The following is an 18450-nucleotide window of genomic DNA, read 5'->3' as shown; positions in this document are numbered from 1 at the left end:
ACGCTGATGGATTCATGGGCGTTTGTCCAGCTGAAACGGGGTATGTGGTTCTAGCTTATGAAGTTATCCACAATTGAGGTGGGCGGTTGACGCTCCCCTCAGTCTCGCTACGCGAGCCAGCTCCCCTCAAAGAGGGGAGCTGGCTCGCAACAAGTCACTCCGCGGGAACGATGGAGACGATCTTCGGGGCCTTGACGATCACCTTGCGCGGCTCCTTGCCGCCAAGACGGTCGGCGACGGCGGCAAGCGCCTGCTTCTCGAGATCGGCCGGATCGATGTCGACCGGCACTTCGAGCTTGGCGCGCACCTTGCCCTTGATCTGCACCACGGCGGTCACGGTGTCGTGGCCCACGTAGCGTTCGTCGGCCACCGGCCACGGCTCGGCGGACAGGGATTCGGCGTGACCGAGCTTGCTCCACATCTCCTCGCAGATGTGCGGGGCAATCGGCGCGAGCATCAGGATCAGCGGCTCCACGGCGGCACGCGGCACAGCCTTCAGACCGGTCAGGTGGTTGTTGAGCACGATGAGCTTGGCGATGGCGGTGTTCGGGCGCATGCCTTCCATTTCCGCGGTCACTTCGGCAATCGTGTTGTTGAGCAGCTTCAGGGTCTTTTCGTCCGGCGTGTCCTCAGTCACATGGGCCTGGCCGGTGGTCTCATCGACCACATTGCGCCACAGACGCTGCAGGAAGCGCATGCCACCGACCACGTTGCGGGTGTTCCACGGGCGAGACTCGTCCAGCGGGCCCATGCTCATTTCGTACAGGCGGAAGGTGTCGGCACCGTAGTTCTCGTACATGTAGTCCGGGGTCACGATGTTCTTGAGGGACTTGCCCATCTTGCCGAACTCGCGATTGGCATGTTCGCCGTTCCAGGTGAACGTCGGCTCGCCGGAGGCGTCGGCCGGGCCTTCCACGACCTCGTCGGCCGGCACGTACTGGCCGCGGTCGTCGGTGTAGGCGTAGGCCTGGATCATGCCCTGGTTGAACAGCTTGTGGAACGGTTCGGCCGAGTCCACGTAGCCGAGGTCGAAGAGCACCTTGTGCCAGAAACGGGAGTAGAGCAGGTGGAGCACGGCGTGTTCGACGCCGCCGATGTACAGGTCCACACCGCCTTCATCACCCGAGTACTTGTTGTGGTTCGGGCCCATCCAGTAGTCGAACTCGTCCTTCTCCACCATGTGCTTGGTGTCGGTCGGGTCGATGTAACGCATGTAGTACCAGCAGGAGCCGGCCCAGTTCGGCATGGTGTTGGTGTCGCGGTAGTAGGTCTTCTTGCCGTCGCCCAAGTCGAGCTCGACCTTGACCCAGTCCTCGTTGCGGCTCAACGGTGCCTCCGGGTTGGACTCTGCGTCCATCGGATCGAAGGTGCGCGGCTCATAGTCGGGCACGTCGGGCAGGTTGATCGGCAATGCGGAATCCGGCAGCAGGTGCGGGGTGCCGTCTTCGCCGTAGACGATCGGGAAGGGCTCGCCCCAGTAGCGCTGGCGGGAGAACAGCCAGTCGCGCAGACGGTAGCTTACGGTGCCCTTGCCCACGCCGGCGGATTCGAGCCAGGCGTTGACCTTGGCGATGGCGTCGTCCACGCGCAGGCCGTTAAGGCTCAGCGCGTCGCCCTTGGCTTCGGTGGCCTCGACGGAGGAGTTGATCACGATGCCGTCATGGGAGACGAACGGCGCCTTGCCCTCGTAGTTGGCCAAGTCGTCGCCGGAATCCGGCAGAGGCGTGACGGTGTAGATGACAGGCAGACCGAACTTCACGGCAAAGTCGTAATCGCGCTGGTCGCCACCAGGCACGGCCATAATGGCACCGGTGCCGTAGTCCATCAGCACGTAGTCGGCAGTAAACAGCGGGAGCTTCGCGCCGGTGATCGGGTTGGTGGCGTACAGGCCGGTGAACAGACCGGTCTTCTCACCGGCCTCGTTCACGCGGTCCTTGGCGGTCTTGGCTTCGGCGGCCAGACGGTAGGCCTTCACCGCCTCGACCGGGTTGGCATAGCCGCCCTTCCAGTCTTCGGGTACATCGGCCGGCCATTCGGCGGGCACGTTCTCCAGCAGGTGATGTTCCGGGGAAACCACGGCGAACGTGGTGCCGAACAGCGTGTCGGGACGGGTGGTGTAGATTTCCATGTCCTTGTCACCGTCGGCAGTGGCCACGATGAAGTGCACGGAGGCACCATGGGATTCACCGATCCAGTTGCGCTGCATGAGCTTGACCTTCTCAGGCCAGTTGATGCCGTCAAGATCGGCGATGAGGCGGTGGCCGTACTTGGTGATGCGCATGGACCACTGGCGTAGCTCACGCTGGAAGACCGGGAAGTTGCCACGCTCGGACTTACCTTCGGCGGTGACCTCTTCGTTGGCCAGCACGGTGCCCAGACCCGGGCACCAGTTGACCGGGGACTTGGAGATGTAGGCCAGGCGGAAGTCGTTCAAGATATCCTGCTGCTCGGCGTCAGTGAGGTCGGACCACTGCTTGCCATCGGACTCGTGGCCCGGAATGGCCTTTTCGCCGGATTCGAACTTGGCCACGAGCTCGGCGATCGGGCGTGCGGAGCCCTTGGAGCCGGACGGGTTGGTGGCGTCCTCGTCGTACCAGGAATCGTAGATGCGCGAGAAGATCCATTGGGTCCAGCGCACGTAGCCGGGGTCGATGGTGGCGAACGTACGACGGTTGTCGAAGCTCAGGCCCATACGGTGCAGCTGGCGGCTCATGTTGGCGATGTTCGCCTCAGTGGTCACGCGCGGGTGCTGGCCGGTCTGGACTGCGTACTGTTCGGCAGGCAGGCCGAAGGCGTCGTAACCCATGGCGTGCAGGACGTTCTCGCCCTTCATGCGGTGGTAGCGGCTCACCACGTCGGAGGCCAGGTAGCCCAGCGGGTGGCCGACGTGCAGGCCCTTGCCGGACGGGTAGGGAAACATGTCCATGGCGAAGTAGGCGGTGCGGCCTTCGGCGTTACGGCCCTTGCCGTCCTTCAAATCGCCGTTGACGTTGGCGGCCCAGAAGGTGCCTTGCTCGTCCCAAATCTTCTGCCACTTGTTTTCGATGTCCTGCGCCAGTGCGGCGTTGTAGCGGAAGTTGGGCTCTTCGGTTTGCGTGCTCTTCTCGTTGTCACTCATAAATCAGCAAGGTAGCCTCGCAACTGGACACGTCGTCAATCGTTATTCAGCATCCGAGACGATGGCTTTGGGGTCGCCGTTCAGCGAAACCGTGAGCTTTGTTTGGCTTGTGAACGTATCCTTGGCGGCCGTCCAGCTGCCATCCTCAACCATGTCTTCCAATGCTTCCGCGATTTTCTGCGCCAATTGGCTGGTGCCTTGACTCACGGCGATGCCATAACCGACCTCGCCCTTGTCCGCAATCACGTCCATATACTGGGGCCCGTTGGCCGCTTGAAGACCGGAAAGCACCGCCATATCGGAGGCTATGGCATCCGCCGACCCTACTTGCACGGCCGTGACGCACTGCGCATAACTGCTGCGCTCCTGAATCCGAGCCTGCGGGTGGTTGCCGCGGAAGATGCCGACTGTCTCGTCACCTTTCACTGCGCACACCGTGCCGTCGCCTACGTCACCCACCGAACCTGCGTCATTGGTGAATCGGCCACGCTCATCCGACCTGACCAGCAAACCGACGCTGGTCGTGAGGTATGGTCCGGCAAAATCAACGATCGCACTGGACCCATCGGTGATAGGCCAAGAGGCGACGACCATGTCGACCTGTCCATTGTCCAGCATGGAGCGCCGGTTTTCGGGGCGAACCTGTTTGAAGACGATCTGCTTGTTCGCATAGCCGAGTTTGGCGGCCACGTATTTGGCGATGGTGATGTCGAAGCCCTGGTATGTGCCGTCATGCCATGCTCCCACCGATGGCTCGTCGGCTGCGACCCCAATGGCGATGGTGGGCCCCTCCGGCGCTCCGGAGACGGTGGTGACTTGAATTTGGCCGCAACCGGCCAGACCGGATAATGGCAATATCACGCCAAAGGCCGCGGCGAATCCTGCCATCAGTCGGGAGCGAAATCCGCGCCGCATCGGACGGCGAGCGCGGAGCATGCTACGGCTGGCGAACGATGACCAGTGGTGCATAACCGTCAAACGCCTTACTTGAACATGCGCGAACGTGTGAGGAACCAGGCAACCGCACCGGAGAGCACCATGGAAATCACGATAATGAGCATGAAACCCCACGGCTTGTCAGTGAACGGCATACCCATCATGCCGCCATCGAAGTTCATGCCGTACATCGAGAAGATCAGGGTCGGGATGGACAGTGTGATGGAGATGATGGTGAAGATGCGCATCACGTTGTTCAGGTTGTTGGACACGATCGAGGCGAAAGCGTCGGTCATGTTCGCAAGAACGCCGCTGTAAATGTTGGCCATCTCGATAGCCTGCTTGTTTTCGGTGATGACGTCGTCGAGCAGGTCCTCGTCGTCCGGGTATTGCTTGATGCGTTGCAGGGTGGTGAGCTTCTCCATCACGATTTCGTTCGATTTCAGCGATGTGGTGAAATACACCAAAGTCTTGCTCAGCTCCATGAGCATCACGATCTCGCGGTTCTGCATGGAGTGGCGCAGCTTCAGTTCAAGCTTGTCGCTTTCGCGGTCGATGATGCGCAGGTAACGCAGGTACATCGTGGCGTTGCGGTACAGGATCTGCAGGATGAAGCGCGAACGCATGAAGGTGTTGAAGCCTCGGATCGTGCCTTCCATGAATGGGTGGAGCACGGGCGTGTCCTGCATGCAGACGGTGATGATGAGGTTTTCGGTGACGATGATCGACAGCGGGATGGTCTCGTACCAGTCGCGTCCGCCACGCTCTTCCACGGTGGGAATGTCGACGATGATCATCGTGTAATCGTCTTCGACGTCTACACGTGAACGTTCCTCGTCATCCAAAGGGGCACGCAGGTCGGCCAGGTCGATGCCGGTTTGCGAGGCGACGGTGGCGAGCTCCACATCAGTGGGTTCGCTCAAACATAACCAGGAGCCGTTTTCCGGTTTCTCGATCTGCTCCACTTGGCCATTGATTGAGCTGAAGATTCTCAGCATGTCGTCTCACCCGCCTTCCGCGCTTTCTTACTGTTCTATCGCTGTACGGTTCCAAACCGAGATTAGTCTAGACCCACCGTTCGAATTTGCGAGCGGGGTTTCGCATAGCGACCATCACCAGACGATTGGCTGCCAACTTGGCATGTGCGGTCCTCGCAGATCGGTCGGCCCGTTCTCCCAGTCGGCGCTGTCGGCGATGGCGGGAGCCTTGTTGTATTCCTCCAACTCCCACAGGGGCTGTTCGATGGGGGTGCCGTTGGCGCTGTGGCGCACTTTGAGCCGGCACCAACAGGCGTTGCGCATGCCGCCGAGTGCGTTCATGCCGTCCGGGTCAAGTTCGAGCAGGTTGGAGATGGTGGCGGTAATCCATGAGCCATGGGTGACGAGCATCAGCGTGGTGGGCGTGCTGTCTGAATAGGCGGAGTCGATGACCAGTGCGCGCACGGCATCGGCACCTCGCTGCCCCACGGCGGCACGGCTTTCCACACCATGCTTGGTTTCGCCCCCAGTGTGCTGTTTCCAAGAGGCGTAGTCGTCGGCTGCCACGGCTTTGATTTCGGCGCGGGTCATGCCTTCCCACTCGCCGAAGCTGCGTTCACGCAGTCGTTGGTCACAGGTGACTGGCAATCCCAAAATATCGGCGAAGGCGTGTGCGGTCTGTTGGGCACGGAACAGGTCGGAGGTCATCACCACCATGCGCCGGCCGGCGGCGGGAGCCTCCTCGAACTGGCGCGTATCAGTGCGTTCGGCGGCGTCAGGACCGGGCTGGGCGATGGCTTCGGGATGCTCGGCAAGTCGGTTCACCTTGGCCCAGTAATACCGTGAAGCGAGCGCGAATCCGGTCTGGTCAACCTGCCATTGGCCTACGATGTCGAGCGGCACATCGATCTGGCCTTGCAAGCGATGTTCGAGATTGTATTGCGTACGGCCATGACGCAGCATCATCACTTCATCGATCATCGGTTTTCGCCACCTCGTTCTCTTGCGGTTTGCCATACTCATCTCAGCACAACCCCTAGAATGGCGGCATGGAGATTTCTGAGTCGACTTGGGCGTTCATCGCCAAACACCGCCGTGAAGATGTGCGTGATGTGGCCTTGCACGCCAAGCATGATGGCGACGTGGATGTGCCGTTCGCGCTGGAGCAAATTGCCGGCTGGCAGCGCGCTTCACTCAAGCTACCTGACTGGGCGTCCCATGATGGGCTGATTTTCCCGCCGCAAGTCCCAATGGAACAATGTTCCAGCCAATTCACTGCACAGTACAAGGCTCGGCTGGCACAGCGATTGTTGGCCGAAGAAGCAGTCGACGACGACTCCCCGACATCCCTAGTCGATCTGACCGGCGGTTTCGGCGTCGACTTTTCTTACATGTCCCGAGTGTTCAATTGTGCCATATATGTGGAACAACAATCCATTTTATGTGATATCGCTCGCCATAATTTCCCGATACTCGGCCTTGACCACGCCGAAGTCATCAATGATGATTCAACAGCAGTGCTTGACACGCTTGGCCGAGTCTCCATGATCTTCCTCGATCCGGCCCGCCGTGACGATCATGGCTCGCGTACCTACGCGATTGCCGATTGCATGCCGGATGTGCTGACCCTGAAGGATATGCTGCTGGCCAAGGCACCGACGGTCATGGTCAAGCTCTCCCCCATGCTCGACTGGCATAAGACCGTCGCCGATTTCGCCGGCGCGGTACATGAGGTGCATATCGTCTCCACCGGGAATGAGTGCAAGGAATTGTTGCTGGTGTTGGGGCGCGGCCGTTACGCCTCACCGCTCGTGGTATGTGCTAATGACGAGCAGGTGCTGTCGTACAAGGCCGGCGATAACAGCGACAATCACACCACTATCAGCGATTCTGCCTTGGCTGCACGCAATACTTGCAATACCGAAGATTCCCTGTCTGAGGAAAGCGCGAACGACTTCGATTCCTCGCATTGGAAGTACCTTTACGAGCCCAACGCCTCAATCATGAAGGCCGGATGCTTTGATGTTCTCGAACAGCGCTTCGCCGTGCATCACATCAGCCCGAATAGCCACCTGTTCGTGGCGGCCGAACCTATTGCCGATTTTCCAGGCAGGTCATTCGCCATCGAATCCATCGCCACCATGAACAAGAAAGAACTGAAACAGCTATTGGCCGGCCTCACGCACGCCAACATCGCCGTACGCAATTTCCCCCTAACCGTGGCCCAGCTGCGCAAAAAACTCAAACTCAAGGACGGTGGTAGCACCTACCTCTTCGCCACCACCGACGCCCAAGGCCGTCACCTAGTACTGCGCACTAAAAAGCGAAAAAGTGGCTCCCTCTGACGAGGAAGCCACCAATACGTCAGCTAATCAGTCCTTGGCGATGGTCTTGCCGGCGGTCGGACCGGAGGCAAGGTCCTGGATCTCGGTGACTTCGAGAACCGGAATCACGGCCGGCTTCTTGGTGCCCTTTTCCTCGGCGACCTTGACCTGCTCGTTGTAGATGTCGTCGTCAACGTGCAGCACCACGTTGCCGCGGAAGCGGTAGCCCTGCTTCTTCTCGAGGTTGGCGAAAGCGATGACCAGCGGGGAACCGTTCTTGAGGTTCTCATAGTGCTGGCCGGCGGTGCGCTCGTGGTAGGCGATGTGCGTGTCGTCCAGCACGAACAGGGACATCTTCGGGCCGAGGTCCAGTTCGCCGTCCTTGGAGACGGTGGTGATCCAGCCAAGGTTGTTCTTGATGAATTCCTTGATTTCCGGAGTAATGACTGCCATGTCGAATCCTTTCATGATTGCTACGGATAACGTATCCTTACTCTTTCCAGAGTACCGGTTTCGAACGCGACTAGCCCGGATGTTCGCTGTGAGTAACCTCACCTTCGCACAGCTTTCATCCGGTTTTTGCCTGCTTGGCGATGCCATGCCCCGGTCGCGCACCAGCCACACACCTGTCACACACCCGACACCCATCGACCGGTCGATTTTGGCCGGTAGTTCCCGTAATCTGTGAGCCGAGAGAGCCACAAGTTTTCCTAACTGTCCTGAGGTGCACCATGGGTTTGGTCGAACGTTTCAGCAAGCTGCGCAGCCGCTGGTCCCGCAACTTTCCCCCGAATCTCGCCCGACTCATGTTGCTGGGCTGCGCTGCATTATGGGGTGGCAGCTATCTGCTCGCCAAATTCGCCATGGAGGCGATTCCGCCCCAATGGCTGATGGGTCTGCGCATGATCGGCGCCTGCCTGTGCATGCTGGCCTTGTTCCATAAGCACATCGTGCCGTATCTGACGCCGAAAATCATTGTGCCGGCGCTCGTGGTGGGCCTGACCTACTGGGGCACGATGGTCACCCAGACCATCGGCCTGCAGACCATTGAACCGGGCCGCAGCGCGTTCCTGACGGCCGCCTACTGCGTACTCACCCCGTTCGCCACGTGGATTATTTCAAAAAACCGCCCGAAGGCCATCAATCTGGTCGCCGGCGTGATCTGTCTGATCGGCGTCGGCTTCGTCTCGCTGAAGCCGGGCGGTTCGCTGTCGCTGAGTGCCGGCGACTGGCTGACCATCGCCACCGCGGTCATCTTCTCGTTCAATCTGACCTGCCTTGGTGTCTACACCAAACGCTTCGACCCTATCGCCGTCACTTTTGTGCAGTTCGGCGTTGCCGGCGTATTGTTCATCATCGGCGCGTTGTTCACCGAACCCATGCCGAACGCCAGCTGGCTGGCACCCTCAGTAGTGGCCAGCGTGCTCTATCTGTTCCTCGGCGCCACGATGAGTGCCCAGATCATGCAGAACATCGGTCTGGCTCACGTGCCTGCCTCGCAGGCGTCAATCATCATGTGTACGGAAAGTCTGTTCGCTGTCACGTTCTCCGCGCTGTTCTGGGGCGAGACAATCATGTGGAGTTCACTGGTGGGCTTTGCGCTGATCTTCGTCGCCGTGCTGATGTCGGTAATCAAGCCGACCAAACAGTCGCTGCACCGGAACTGACGATTCAGTTTCGGCCATGGATGGTCATGGGTTCTCCATTGCCCTGAACCGTTACGGTGAAGGCCGAGGCTCTTGAAGGCGTGCAATCGGAAATCGGACTTGGCATCGCCAAACTGCATTTCGAGTTGGGTGCCGGCAACGGCAGCTTCGCTTGGGCTGCATGACGTTCTGCTGAACGTCGTTTTCGCTCCAAGCGAACCAATTTCGGTTGTTCTTTGCGCTACTTTGCGCCACTTTGCGCTGATTCCCACTGCTCATCGGCACCATATTTTTGAGTCATTCCACATTCCGCTGGCTAGGTTTTGAAGGTCTCGTGTAGGCATCCTCTCGGTATCACCGAGCCTTAAGCAACCTTCCAGCCCGACACTTTACGGTCGTGTCTTGTGAAGAAGTTTTTCGAAGGTCTTTCCCTCTCATCCATCGTGGCGGGCACCCTTGCCGCCGTCACCTCATTCTTACTGGCATCGAAAATCGGTATCGCCGGCTCGGTAATCGGCGCGGCAGCCAGCTACATCGTCTCCGCGGTGGCCACCAAAATCTATCAAAACATACTCACCGCCTCCGGTGAGAAACTACAGTCGGCCTCGTCTTCCGGCAATGACGATGACACTACGGATAATAAGTCCGATAAGGCAGCCGAATCCGAGTCCGATACGACGATGACCGGCATGGTCAATACCGTTTCCACCGCGCGCAAGCCGCGCGAAGTCGTGTCCAATCGAGCGAACGGACGAACCTATTCGGTCAATGAACTGCGCAAGGCCCGCTCCCATAATTCGAAGCGCACCGCCATTATCGTCACGCTGGTATCCGGCCTGCTCGCCGTGGCAGTAACCGCCGGCATCGTCATGCTGGTCACGCAGGGCCGTGGCACGGACCATATCATCACTCCGTCCACCACGCCCACGCAAACCGACACCAAAACGCAGACCGACACGTCCAATCAGAATAACGGACTGCCGCAGCCGGGCATTACCGACGGTTCGAATGATTCCAACACCAAGGACTCCACATCCGGCTCGTCCAACGACGGCACCGATTCAAGCACGTCCGGCTCAACCGGCACCGACTCCTCAACCGATTCCAACACCAATGGATCCACCGATGGTTCGACCGGCACCGATTCCTCCACTAATTCGGGCACGACTGGCGGTTCCACCGGTTCCGGCACCACCGGAGGCACCACCGGCACCGGCAACGGTTCAACCGGATCGGGTTCAGGATCAGCCAATGGCTCCGGTTCCTCTTCCAGCTCCACGGGCGGATCATCCAGTTCAAACTCCGGTAATAGCGGTTCGAGCGGCTCCTCAACCGGTAGCAGCAGCGGAACCGGCATCAAATTCATTGGCTGACAATCGCCGACTCGATAGCAGCGATGGCGGCAATGCCAGTCAATGACGTGGGGCAATGAGAACATGGAACGTATGACTACCATCATTATGAATACCTCTGAGGGCAGCATCACCATCAACCTGTTCGACGACAAGGCTCCGAACACCGTGGCCAACTTCCTGGGCCTCGCCACCGGCGAGAAGGAATGGGCGGACCCGTACACCGGCCAGCCTTCCCACGGCAAGTTCTACAACGGCCTGACCTTCCACCGTATCATCAAGCAGTTCATGATTCAGGGCGGTTGCCCGCTGGGCACCGGTACCGGCGGCCCTGGCTACGAGTTCAACGATGAGATCGACCCGAGCCTGAAGTTCGACAAGCCGTACCTGTTGGCTATGGCCAACGCCGGTCTGCGTCGCGGCATGGACGGTAAGGTCCATGGCACCAACGGCTCCCAGTTCTTCATCACCACCGTGCCGACCCCGTGGCTGGACGGTCACCACACCATCTTCGGTGAGGTCGCCGATGACGACTCCAAGAAGGTCGTCGATAAGCTCGAAGCACTGGACACCGATCCGATGGATCGCCCGCTCGAGCCGGCCGTGATTCTGTCCGTGGACGTGGCGGAGTAAGACCGACAACATATACGAAAAGGTCCTGATTCTGAACCGCACCCCGATTGTTGGACTGAAGTAATTCAGATTCGATGATCGGAGGTGCGGTTTCTCATGTGTAGGGATCGCAGGCGTCATTACGATGACGGTTTCATGCGGGTCGTCGCCGACCTGATCCGGGGCGGGGCCGGGAGGCGTTCTCTCGCCCGCCGGCTTGGCGTGCCCGTCAGTACCGCGGGAAAATGGGTGTTGTCATACCGGTTTGGCGGGGAGGCGGCGCTCATGGGAGAACGCGAAGGCAACAGGAGATACGACTACGAGACGAAGCTCGCGGCGGTGCGCGACCATGTGGAGCATGGGCTGACGAAGGCCGAAGTCATGGAGAAGTACAGGATCGCGGGTCCCACCCCGTTGGAGCGCTGGTGCCGCGAGTACCGGTCCGGCGGCCCGGACGCGCTGCGTCCGAAACCGAAGGGCAGGCCCAGGGGCGCGAAATCCAAGCCGAGGCCGGCTCCCACAAGGGAACAGCTCCTTGAGGAGGAGAACGCGTACCTCAAGGCGAGGGTCGCGTACCTGGAAAAAGTCGACGCCCTGCTGGCGTGGAGATCGGCAACCGGGACAGAACGGTGATCGTCTCCATGCTGGCGGGGCTGGGACATCGGCTCCGGCACCTGCTCAGGGCGGCCGGACTGGCGAAAAGCACGTATTACCATCTTCTGTCGCATCCGGCCGCCGTGACCCGGCCGGACATCGAGCCGATGGTCGCCGAGATATTCGCGCGCACGCCCAACGGGTGCGGCCACCGGCAGATACGCATGTGCCTCGTGCACGAGTTCGGGGTGCGGGTGAGCCACAAGAGCGTGCTGAAGGTCATGAGGCGCATGGGCCTGGAATGCCGGATACGCAGGCCGAACCCGTACCGGAAATACAGCTCGTACCGGGACGAGACGGGCGCGAGGGCGGAGAACCTGCTGAACCGCGACTTCACGGCCGACCGGCCGTGGGTGAAGCTGGGCACGGACGTCACCGAGTTCAGGGTCGCCGACGGCAAGGCGTATCCGGCTCCCGTATACGATATGGGATCCAAGGAGATCGTGGCCTGGGACGTCAGCCGGCATCCCGACATGGCCCAGCAGCGGCGCCTGCTCGCCATGCTCGAGGAGAAGCTGCCCGAAGACGCCGACCCGATCCCGCACTCCGACATGGGCTGGCAGTACCGGCACCGGTGGTGGCGCGACCGGCTCGCGGGACTGAACATCCGCCAGTCCATGAGCAGGAAGGGCAACTGCATCGACAACGCCGCGACCGAGCAGGTGTTCGGCCACCTCAAGGACGAGTTCCACGCCGGACGCGAGTTCGCCTCATACGAACAGTTCAAGAACGAACTGGACGCGTACATCATCCACTGGAACACCAAACGCCGCCAGATACGACTGGAGGGACACACCCCGGAGGAATTCCGGAACATGTCCCTCACAGCCTAATCAGGTACCCTTAATAAACCACGTCCAACAATCGGGGCGCAGTTCAGGTATTCCAGTCAGGACCTTTTCGTGTTCTTGGCTCCCCTCTCTGAGAGGGAGCCAGAGTAAGGTAACGGCCTACTTCATCTTGCGCAGTCGAGGTTCGGCGGATTCCTTGGCACCAGTGATGCGGTACACGTCGAACACGCCATCAATCTTGCGCACGGCTGCCAGCAACGAGTTGAGATGCTGCGGATCGGCCATTTCGAAGCTGAACTGGCTGGTGGCCACGCGATCGGAACCGGTGGCGATCGTACCGGAAATGATGTTCACGCCATGGTCGGAAAGCACACGTGTCACGTCCGAAAGCAGGTTTCGTCGATCCAGCGCCTCGACCTGAATCTTGACCATGAACAGGCCCTTGGTGCTGGTCCATTCGACTTCGACCACACGCTCAGGCTGCTTGTTTTTCAGATCGATCATGTTCTGGCAGTCGGTGCGGTGCACGGATACGCCCTGATTACGGGTGATGAAGCCGATGATATTGTCACCGGGCACCGGCATGCAGCAACGGGCCAGCTTGATCCACACATCGCCCACGCCCTTGACGGACACGCCGGTGGAGCTGCTGGAGGCCTTGCGTTCCATGGGCTTCAGCGGCAGGACTTCCTGCTCGACTTCCTCATCGACCTCGTCGGCACCCGCATCCTTGACCAGATGCGAGATGACGTTCTGCGTGGAGACCTGTCCGTCACCAATGGCGGCGAACACGGCGTCCGCGTTCGGGAAGTTAAGGTCGTCGGCCACACCCACCAGTGCTTCGGGCGTAAGCAATGTGTTGACCGGCAGATTGCGCTTGCGCATCGCGCGGGTCAGCTCGTCGCGGCCCTCCTCGATGGCTTCAGTACGACGCTCCTTGGAGAACCACTGACGAATCTTGTTGCGGGCCTTCGGGCTCTTGACGAAGCTCAGCCAATCGCGTGACGGGCCGGCTGTATCGGATTTGGACGTCAGAATTTCGACGGTATCGCCATTATCGAGCGTGGTGTCGAGCGGCACCAAACGACCGTTGACGCGCGCGCCCATCGTACGGTGGCCCACTTCGGTGTGCACGGCGTACGCGAAGTCGACCGGCGTGGCGTGAGCGGGCAGGGATACGATTTTGCCTTTCGGCGTGAACACGTAGACTTCGGACGAGCCAAGGTCTTCCTTGAGCGAGCCCAAGAATTCGTTGGAATCAGGGGTTTCGCTGGTCCAGTCGGCGAGCTGCTGAATCCATTTGAGGTTATCGACCTCGGAAAGCTCCTGATTGTTTTCATCACGCTTTCGATCGGACTTGTCCGGCGAGCTCAGGGCGCGGCCGGCCTGGCCGTTTTCCTTGTATTTCCAGTGCGCGGCGATGCCGAATTCGGCGCGGCGGTGCATGTCCCAAGTGCGAATCTGGATTTCGACCGGCTTGCCACCGGGGCCCACCACCGTGGTGTGCAGCGACTGGTACATGTTGAGCTTCGGCATGGCGATGTAGTCCTTGAATCGGCCGGGAACCGGGTTCCACCGCGCATGCACGGCACCAAGCGCCGCATAGCAGTCCTGAATGGTGTCGACGATGATGCGCACACCGACCAAATCGTAGATGTTCGCGAAATCATGGCCGCGCACGATCATCTTCTGGTAGATGGAGAAGTAATCCTTCGGGCGTCCGGTGACGTATGCCTTGATGTTCTGCTCGTCGAGATCCTCGTTGATCTCCGCCAGAATCTGCTTCAGGTACACATCGCGCTGGCCGGCTCGGCGAGCCACCAGCACCACGATCTCGTTGTAGATCTTCGGGTAGAGCACCTTGAAGCTCAGTTCCTCGAGCTCCGTCTTGATGGCGTTCATACCGAGTCGGTTGGCCAAAGGTGCGTACACGTCAAGGGTTTCACGCGCCTTCTTCTGGGCGGACGTGGTCTTCACATAGCGCCAGGTGCGAGCGTTGTGTACGCGGTCGGCGAGCTTGACCACCAAGGTACGCACGTCGCGGCTCATGGCCACCACGAGTTTGCGAATGGTTTCGGCTTGGGCGGAATCACCCACTTCAAGCTGACTCAGCTTGGTAACGCCATCGACCAGACCGGCCACGGTGTCGCCGAATTCGGCGCGGCATTGATCCAACGTATAGTCGGTGTCTTCCACCGTGTCGTGCAACAGGCCGGCTGCCACCACGATCGGGCCCATGCCCAGATCCGCGAGAATCTGGGAAACGGCCAGCGGGTGGATGATGTACGGCTCGCCAGACTTGCGGCGCTGGGCGGAGTGCTGGATGACGGCACGCCGGTAGGCACGGTCAAGAATGGACAAATCCTCATCGGGGTGATGGGACTTGCACACCTTCTTGATTGGATCCAGCGGATTGAGCGGATCGGCACTGATCTCACAACCCAACTTACGGGCGGCGTACTGCTCGCCATCAATCTCTGCCATGCCAGTCACCTCCCTCGTCATGAAGTTCATTGTAGCCGCGAACCGGAGCCTTGTGCATTCACCTGTTCGCCATCATTGGTTCCACAACCGTTGTTGCCGTCATCACCTTAGTCATTCAACCGGCCTAATCCGGTCAGGACGCCACTCCCGTCGAACCGAACCCGCGTTCGGCGCGATCGGATCCGGGCAGTGTCTCGGCCGGGATGAACCGAGCCTCAACATACCGCTGAATCACCAATTGAGCGATGCGATCGCCCGGATGGAAGACGGCGGTGTGCTTCGGATCGAGGTTGATCAGAGGCACCTTGATCTCGCCACGGTAGCCGGCATCAACGGTGCCAGGCGCGTTGAGCACGGTGACGCCCTGCTTGGCGGCCAGCCCGGAACGCGGATGCACCAACGCCACGTAGCCCGCAGGTAGGGCGATGGCCACGCCGGTGGGAACCAGTGCCCGTTCAAAAGGCTTCAGCGTCACATCGACGGTGGTGATGAGGTCGGCACCGGCATCGCCCGCGTGGGCATAGTGCAGCTGGGCCGGATGTTCGGGGTCGAGGCTCTTGACCAGGACCTCGGTGGATTCGGGCTCGTTGTAGGTCTCGTCGAACGCCATCAGGCGGCGCACTCCTCACACACCGGCTGGCCATCCTCGTCCGTGTAGGCGAGCTGGCTGCGATGCTTGACCAGGAAGCACTGCGAGCAGATGAACTCGTCACCCTGCATGGGGATGACGGTCACCGAGGAATCCTCGTTGCTCAAATCGGCGCCCGGCAGTTCGTAGTCTTCGGCGATGGCGTTCTCATCGTCGTCGATGTCGCTCGAGGCGTTCTGCGAGGACTTCCCCAGCGCCTGCAGCGATTCCTCGTCCTCATCCTTGTTGCGGGGGGAATCATAATCCTGAGCCATCATGGTCCTTTCGTCGTCTTTGGTTCGTAAGTCGATATATATAGCACGGTCAGCGCCGTACTCGCCCATAGGATACACGATTTGAAATACTCGTAAAGTTCGACACGTGGGGCATACTTAAAAGAAGTAATGTCTTTGCGACGGAAAGTGGTGCGAATATGCCAGATGATCGGCTTGAAAAAGCCCGTTTCGTGCGCGTGAGCAAGACGGGGGACCTCGTATTCTCCCTTGGCGGCAGGGAAATGGCTGTGAGCGTGGACGACACGCTCGAACGGGCGATTCTTGAGGCCAAGCAGGTCAGAAGCGAGATGCGACAGGCTCCCCAGCCGCATCAGCAGTCCACTTTGCCGATTTCCCAGATACAGTCGCTGATTCGCGCCGGTGCCGATCCGGCCCGTGTCGCGGAGAAATATCATCTGAGCGAAATGCTGGTACGTCGTTTCTCCATGGCTGTGGAGACCGAGAAACAGTATGCCATCGAACAGTTCCTTGCCGTGGCGGCACCCAAAGACAGCAGGGTGCGCACCATCAGCGAACTGGTGGAACGCACGCTGGCCTCTGCGGGAATCGGCATGGAATCAGTGACCTGGAAATCCACCCGACGTGGACTTGAGCCTTGGCGCATCGTGGCGATATTCACTTCCGCGGGCCGTGAGATCCATGCCGAATGGACGTGGAATATGCACGACAATTCCGTGATGAGCCTGAACAATGCCGCTCGAAAACTGCTCGGCGAACAGAATCCGGAATCAGCCACGGATTCCAAACTCAAGCCGACGATTCCCGAACTGCCCGGCGACTCCGTACGCTCCGCGCGTATCGAGCGCGCCGTGTCTGCTTGGGCGGCTCCTACGCCTTCGATTCCGGCCGCACGGCCTGCCGCAATCCGGCCCTCTGTCACTTCCACAGGTTCCATGCCCCCAGTGGATCTATCCACGTCCATCTCACCGGCCACGACCCAGGCTCATGGCACTACGGCCCCCAGTCCGGTCTCTTCGCAGACCGCCGGATCTGTTTCGCCATCTGCCGCAGGATTACAGCAATCGCCTGCCACGGCACCAGAGCAGGGCTCTGACAATGTTTCGGACAAGACCATACGGAGTGGCCCCAATGCACAGCTAGTAGCCACCGAGCAGGAGCGGGCGGCCGAATCCGCCGCCACCGAACATGAGGCACCAGCCAAACCGGCCAAGCGTAAATCAGGACGTTCGGCCGTACCAAGCTGGGACGAGATTCTGTTCGGAGACTGAATTTCCGAATCAGGCCATATCGATCAGGCAGGGAATATCCATTTCCAATGCTGTTTGGGAGCCATGCACGCTCGGCAGGTGGGTGGCCTTGTCTCCTTGCGTACGCGAATCGACGAGGGTCACGGCTCCCGCTGCCTGCACGACCACATCGCCGAGCATTGGCCGGACTCGCTCGCAGACCGGTCCAAACAATCCGTCCGCGATGGCCTCATCCTTGGTCCGCACCAAGGCTCGGTCTTGCAGACAATCGCGCCACCGGCAAGCTATATCCTCAGGTCGTTCATCCGGCTCGGCATACAGCATCAGCGAGCGCGGCTCCCCCCCGACCAGTGACACGCCTCGGGTGAGCTGCGGTTCAACGGCGATGTCAATCCGCTGGTCCATGTCGGTTTGCACCATGCCGTGGTCGGCTACGATGACGATCAGCGTGCCTTTGGGTGCGCTGCGTTTCAGGAGCGCGAGCTGGGCGTCGATATGTTCGAATGCGGCCACCCAGTGTTCGGAATCCCACCCGTAATTGTGGCCGACTTTGTCGGCGTCACGGATGTACAGGTAGGTCAGGCCGGGGGTGCGGGAGGCGCGTGCGGCGGCCAGCACACGATCGCGTGGGGTGACGTTGCTTTGATAGTCGGTGCCTCGCAATGCGGCTTCGGTCAATGGCGATTTGGAGAACTTGGGCAACCCCGAGCTCGTGACGCGCACCTCTTGAGCCGCAAGTTTCTCGAACACCGTCTCCTCGCGCTGCAGGTCGAGCGGATCGACCATGGGCGGCACAGGAATGTGCGGATTGGCTGGTTTGGGTGCCAGCGCGTCTTTGAACTGGATGAGTTGGATGAGCTTATGGCTGGCGGGTTCGAGCTGCGTATAGCCCGCCATTGCGGTCAGTCCCGGGCAGGTTCCGGTACCGAATGCGGCCATGGCCGCCACAGTGGTGCTTGGAGCGCAGGTAGCGATGGGACGCTGATTGGCGCTTTCGTTCATCAGCGAACGCAGATAGGGCGCGTGGCCGAGGCGCATGGCGAGGTTCCAGTAGCCCAGGCCGTCCACGAGCACCACGATGGCCGATTCGGCATCGGGCAGCCCCAATGCGCGCTGGCAGGCCTTGGGATCGGCGTGGACCTTGGTGGGGGTCGGATGTCCGATGGCGGCGGACAAGGCGGGCAGCACGGCGGACAGGTGCAGTGCTCCCCCACGCCGATCGGCCGGGGCGTCATCCCCATAGCCCACTGTGGGCACCAGCCGCAGCAACTCGTCCATATCCGGCGTCTCAACACTCATAGTTGCCCATTCAAGTAGCACCCCTCCCCTTGGCTCAGTGCGCAGAGAACGGTTCTCAATAACAACTGTGCGCTCCAACGCACATAATCAAACAAACGCACATCGACTGAAACACTGGAATCACG

16 protein-coding genes are annotated in these 18450 nt (G+C 60.2%); 7 read left to right on the top strand and 9 right to left on the bottom strand.

The features are described 5' to 3' along the window. Positions 1-154: 154 nt before the first annotated feature. The 4 genes from leuS to Q5H31_RS03820 form a co-directional block, all read right to left on the bottom strand. Positions 155-3118, bottom strand: a complete 2964-nt coding sequence (gene leuS, locus Q5H31_RS03835) for a leucine--tRNA ligase (protein ID WP_011068058.1) — start codon at positions 3116-3118, stop codon at positions 155-157. A 42-nt stretch (positions 3119-3160) separates the two neighbouring features. Next, positions 3161-4006, bottom strand: coding sequence for a glutamate ABC transporter substrate-binding protein (locus Q5H31_RS03830; RefSeq protein ID WP_007054370.1), 846 nt, complete (start codon positions 4004-4006; stop codon positions 3161-3163). 95 nt (positions 4007-4101) lie between these two features. Further along, the gene (locus Q5H31_RS03825; RefSeq protein WP_007054371.1) at positions 4102-5052 is read right to left on the bottom strand and encodes a magnesium transporter CorA family protein; all 951 of its coding nucleotides are present in this window, start codon (positions 5050-5052) and stop codon (positions 4102-4104) included. 114 nt (positions 5053-5166) lie between these two features. Next, entirely contained in the window at positions 5167-6012 is an 846-nt protein-coding gene (locus Q5H31_RS03820) for a histidine phosphatase family protein (protein WP_302457519.1), read from the bottom strand. A gap of 68 nt (positions 6013-6080) precedes the next feature. Between Q5H31_RS03820 and Q5H31_RS03815 the strand changes: the two genes are divergently transcribed. Continuing rightward, positions 6081-7376: a THUMP-like domain-containing protein gene (locus Q5H31_RS03815; protein ID WP_161519586.1), complete on the top strand. Its 1296-nt coding sequence runs from the start codon at positions 6081-6083 to the stop codon at positions 7374-7376. Between the two features lie 27 nt (positions 7377-7403). Here the strand turns inward: Q5H31_RS03815 and Q5H31_RS03810 are convergent, their stop codons facing one another. Next, the gene (locus Q5H31_RS03810) at positions 7404-7808 is read right to left on the bottom strand and encodes a pyridoxamine 5'-phosphate oxidase family protein (protein ID WP_007052678.1); all 405 of its coding nucleotides are present in this window, start codon (positions 7806-7808) and stop codon (positions 7404-7406) included. 278 nt (positions 7809-8086) lie between these two features. Here Q5H31_RS03810 and Q5H31_RS03805 point away from each other — a divergent pair, with 278 nt between their 5' ends. The 5 genes from Q5H31_RS03805 (at position 8087) to Q5H31_RS03785 (ending at position 12452) form a co-directional block, all read left to right on the top strand. Next, on the top strand, positions 8087-9022 hold the full coding sequence (locus Q5H31_RS03805; protein WP_007052677.1) for a DMT family transporter: 936 nt from the start codon (positions 8087-8089) through the stop codon (positions 9020-9022). A gap of 383 nt (positions 9023-9405) precedes the next feature. Beyond that, positions 9406-10374, top strand: coding sequence for a hypothetical protein (locus tag Q5H31_RS03800; protein ID WP_007052675.1), 969 nt, complete (start codon positions 9406-9408; stop codon positions 10372-10374). Positions 10375-10446: 72 nt separating this feature from the next. After that, positions 10447-10986 (top strand): peptidylprolyl isomerase, encoded by a 540-nt coding sequence (locus Q5H31_RS03795; protein WP_302457518.1) that lies wholly within the window; start codon positions 10447-10449, stop codon positions 10984-10986. A 96-nt stretch (positions 10987-11082) separates the two neighbouring features. Next, the gene (locus Q5H31_RS03790) at positions 11083-11598 is read left to right on the top strand and encodes an IS3 family transposase (RefSeq protein ID WP_058062641.1); all 516 of its coding nucleotides are present in this window, start codon (positions 11083-11085) and stop codon (positions 11596-11598) included. Then, positions 11598-12452 (top strand): IS3 family transposase, encoded by an 855-nt coding sequence (locus Q5H31_RS03785; RefSeq protein WP_080746424.1) that lies wholly within the window; start codon positions 11598-11600, stop codon positions 12450-12452. The genes Q5H31_RS03790 and Q5H31_RS03785 overlap by 1 nt, the downstream gene beginning before the upstream one ends. 117 nt (positions 12453-12569) lie before the next feature. On the opposite strand, the gene Q5H31_RS03780 is transcribed toward Q5H31_RS03785, so the two are convergent. The 3 genes from Q5H31_RS03780 to Q5H31_RS03770 all read right to left on the bottom strand — a co-directional run bounded on the left by Q5H31_RS03780 (position 12570) and on the right by Q5H31_RS03770 (position 15797). Beyond that, positions 12570-14894 carry a bifunctional (p)ppGpp synthetase/guanosine-3',5'-bis(diphosphate) 3'-pyrophosphohydrolase gene (locus Q5H31_RS03780; RefSeq protein WP_012471819.1) on the bottom strand — a complete coding sequence of 775 codons (2325 nt, stop codon included), beginning with the start codon at positions 14892-14894 and terminating at the stop codon, positions 12570-12572. Positions 14895-15027: 133 nt separating this feature from the next. After that, positions 15028-15504 (bottom strand): dUTP diphosphatase, encoded by a 477-nt coding sequence (gene dut, locus Q5H31_RS03775; RefSeq protein ID WP_007055963.1) that lies wholly within the window; start codon positions 15502-15504, stop codon positions 15028-15030. Next, positions 15504-15797: a DUF4193 domain-containing protein gene (locus tag Q5H31_RS03770; RefSeq protein ID WP_007052669.1), complete on the bottom strand. Its 294-nt coding sequence runs from the start codon at positions 15795-15797 to the stop codon at positions 15504-15506. Before Q5H31_RS03770 ends, dut begins: the two co-directional genes overlap by 1 nt. A 158-nt stretch (positions 15798-15955) precedes the next feature. On the opposite strand from Q5H31_RS03770, the gene sepH reads away from it, so the two are divergent. After that, the gene (sepH, locus tag Q5H31_RS03765) at positions 15956-17047 is read left to right on the top strand and encodes a septation protein SepH (RefSeq protein WP_007056777.1); all 1092 of its coding nucleotides are present in this window, start codon (positions 15956-15958) and stop codon (positions 17045-17047) included. Between the two features lie 9 nt (positions 17048-17056). Here the strand turns inward: sepH and Q5H31_RS03760 are convergent, their stop codons facing one another. Then, complete coding sequence (locus Q5H31_RS03760) at positions 17057-18325, bottom strand: alkaline phosphatase family protein (RefSeq protein WP_032735789.1); 1269 nt, start codon at positions 18323-18325, stop codon at positions 17057-17059. Positions 18326-18450: the final 125 nt, after the last annotated feature.

The organism is uncultured Bifidobacterium sp., assembly GCF_959020155.1.
Taxonomy (GTDB): Bacteria; Actinomycetota; Actinomycetes; order Actinomycetales; family Bifidobacteriaceae; genus Bifidobacterium.
This window is presented reverse-complemented; position numbering and strand designations above follow the sequence as displayed.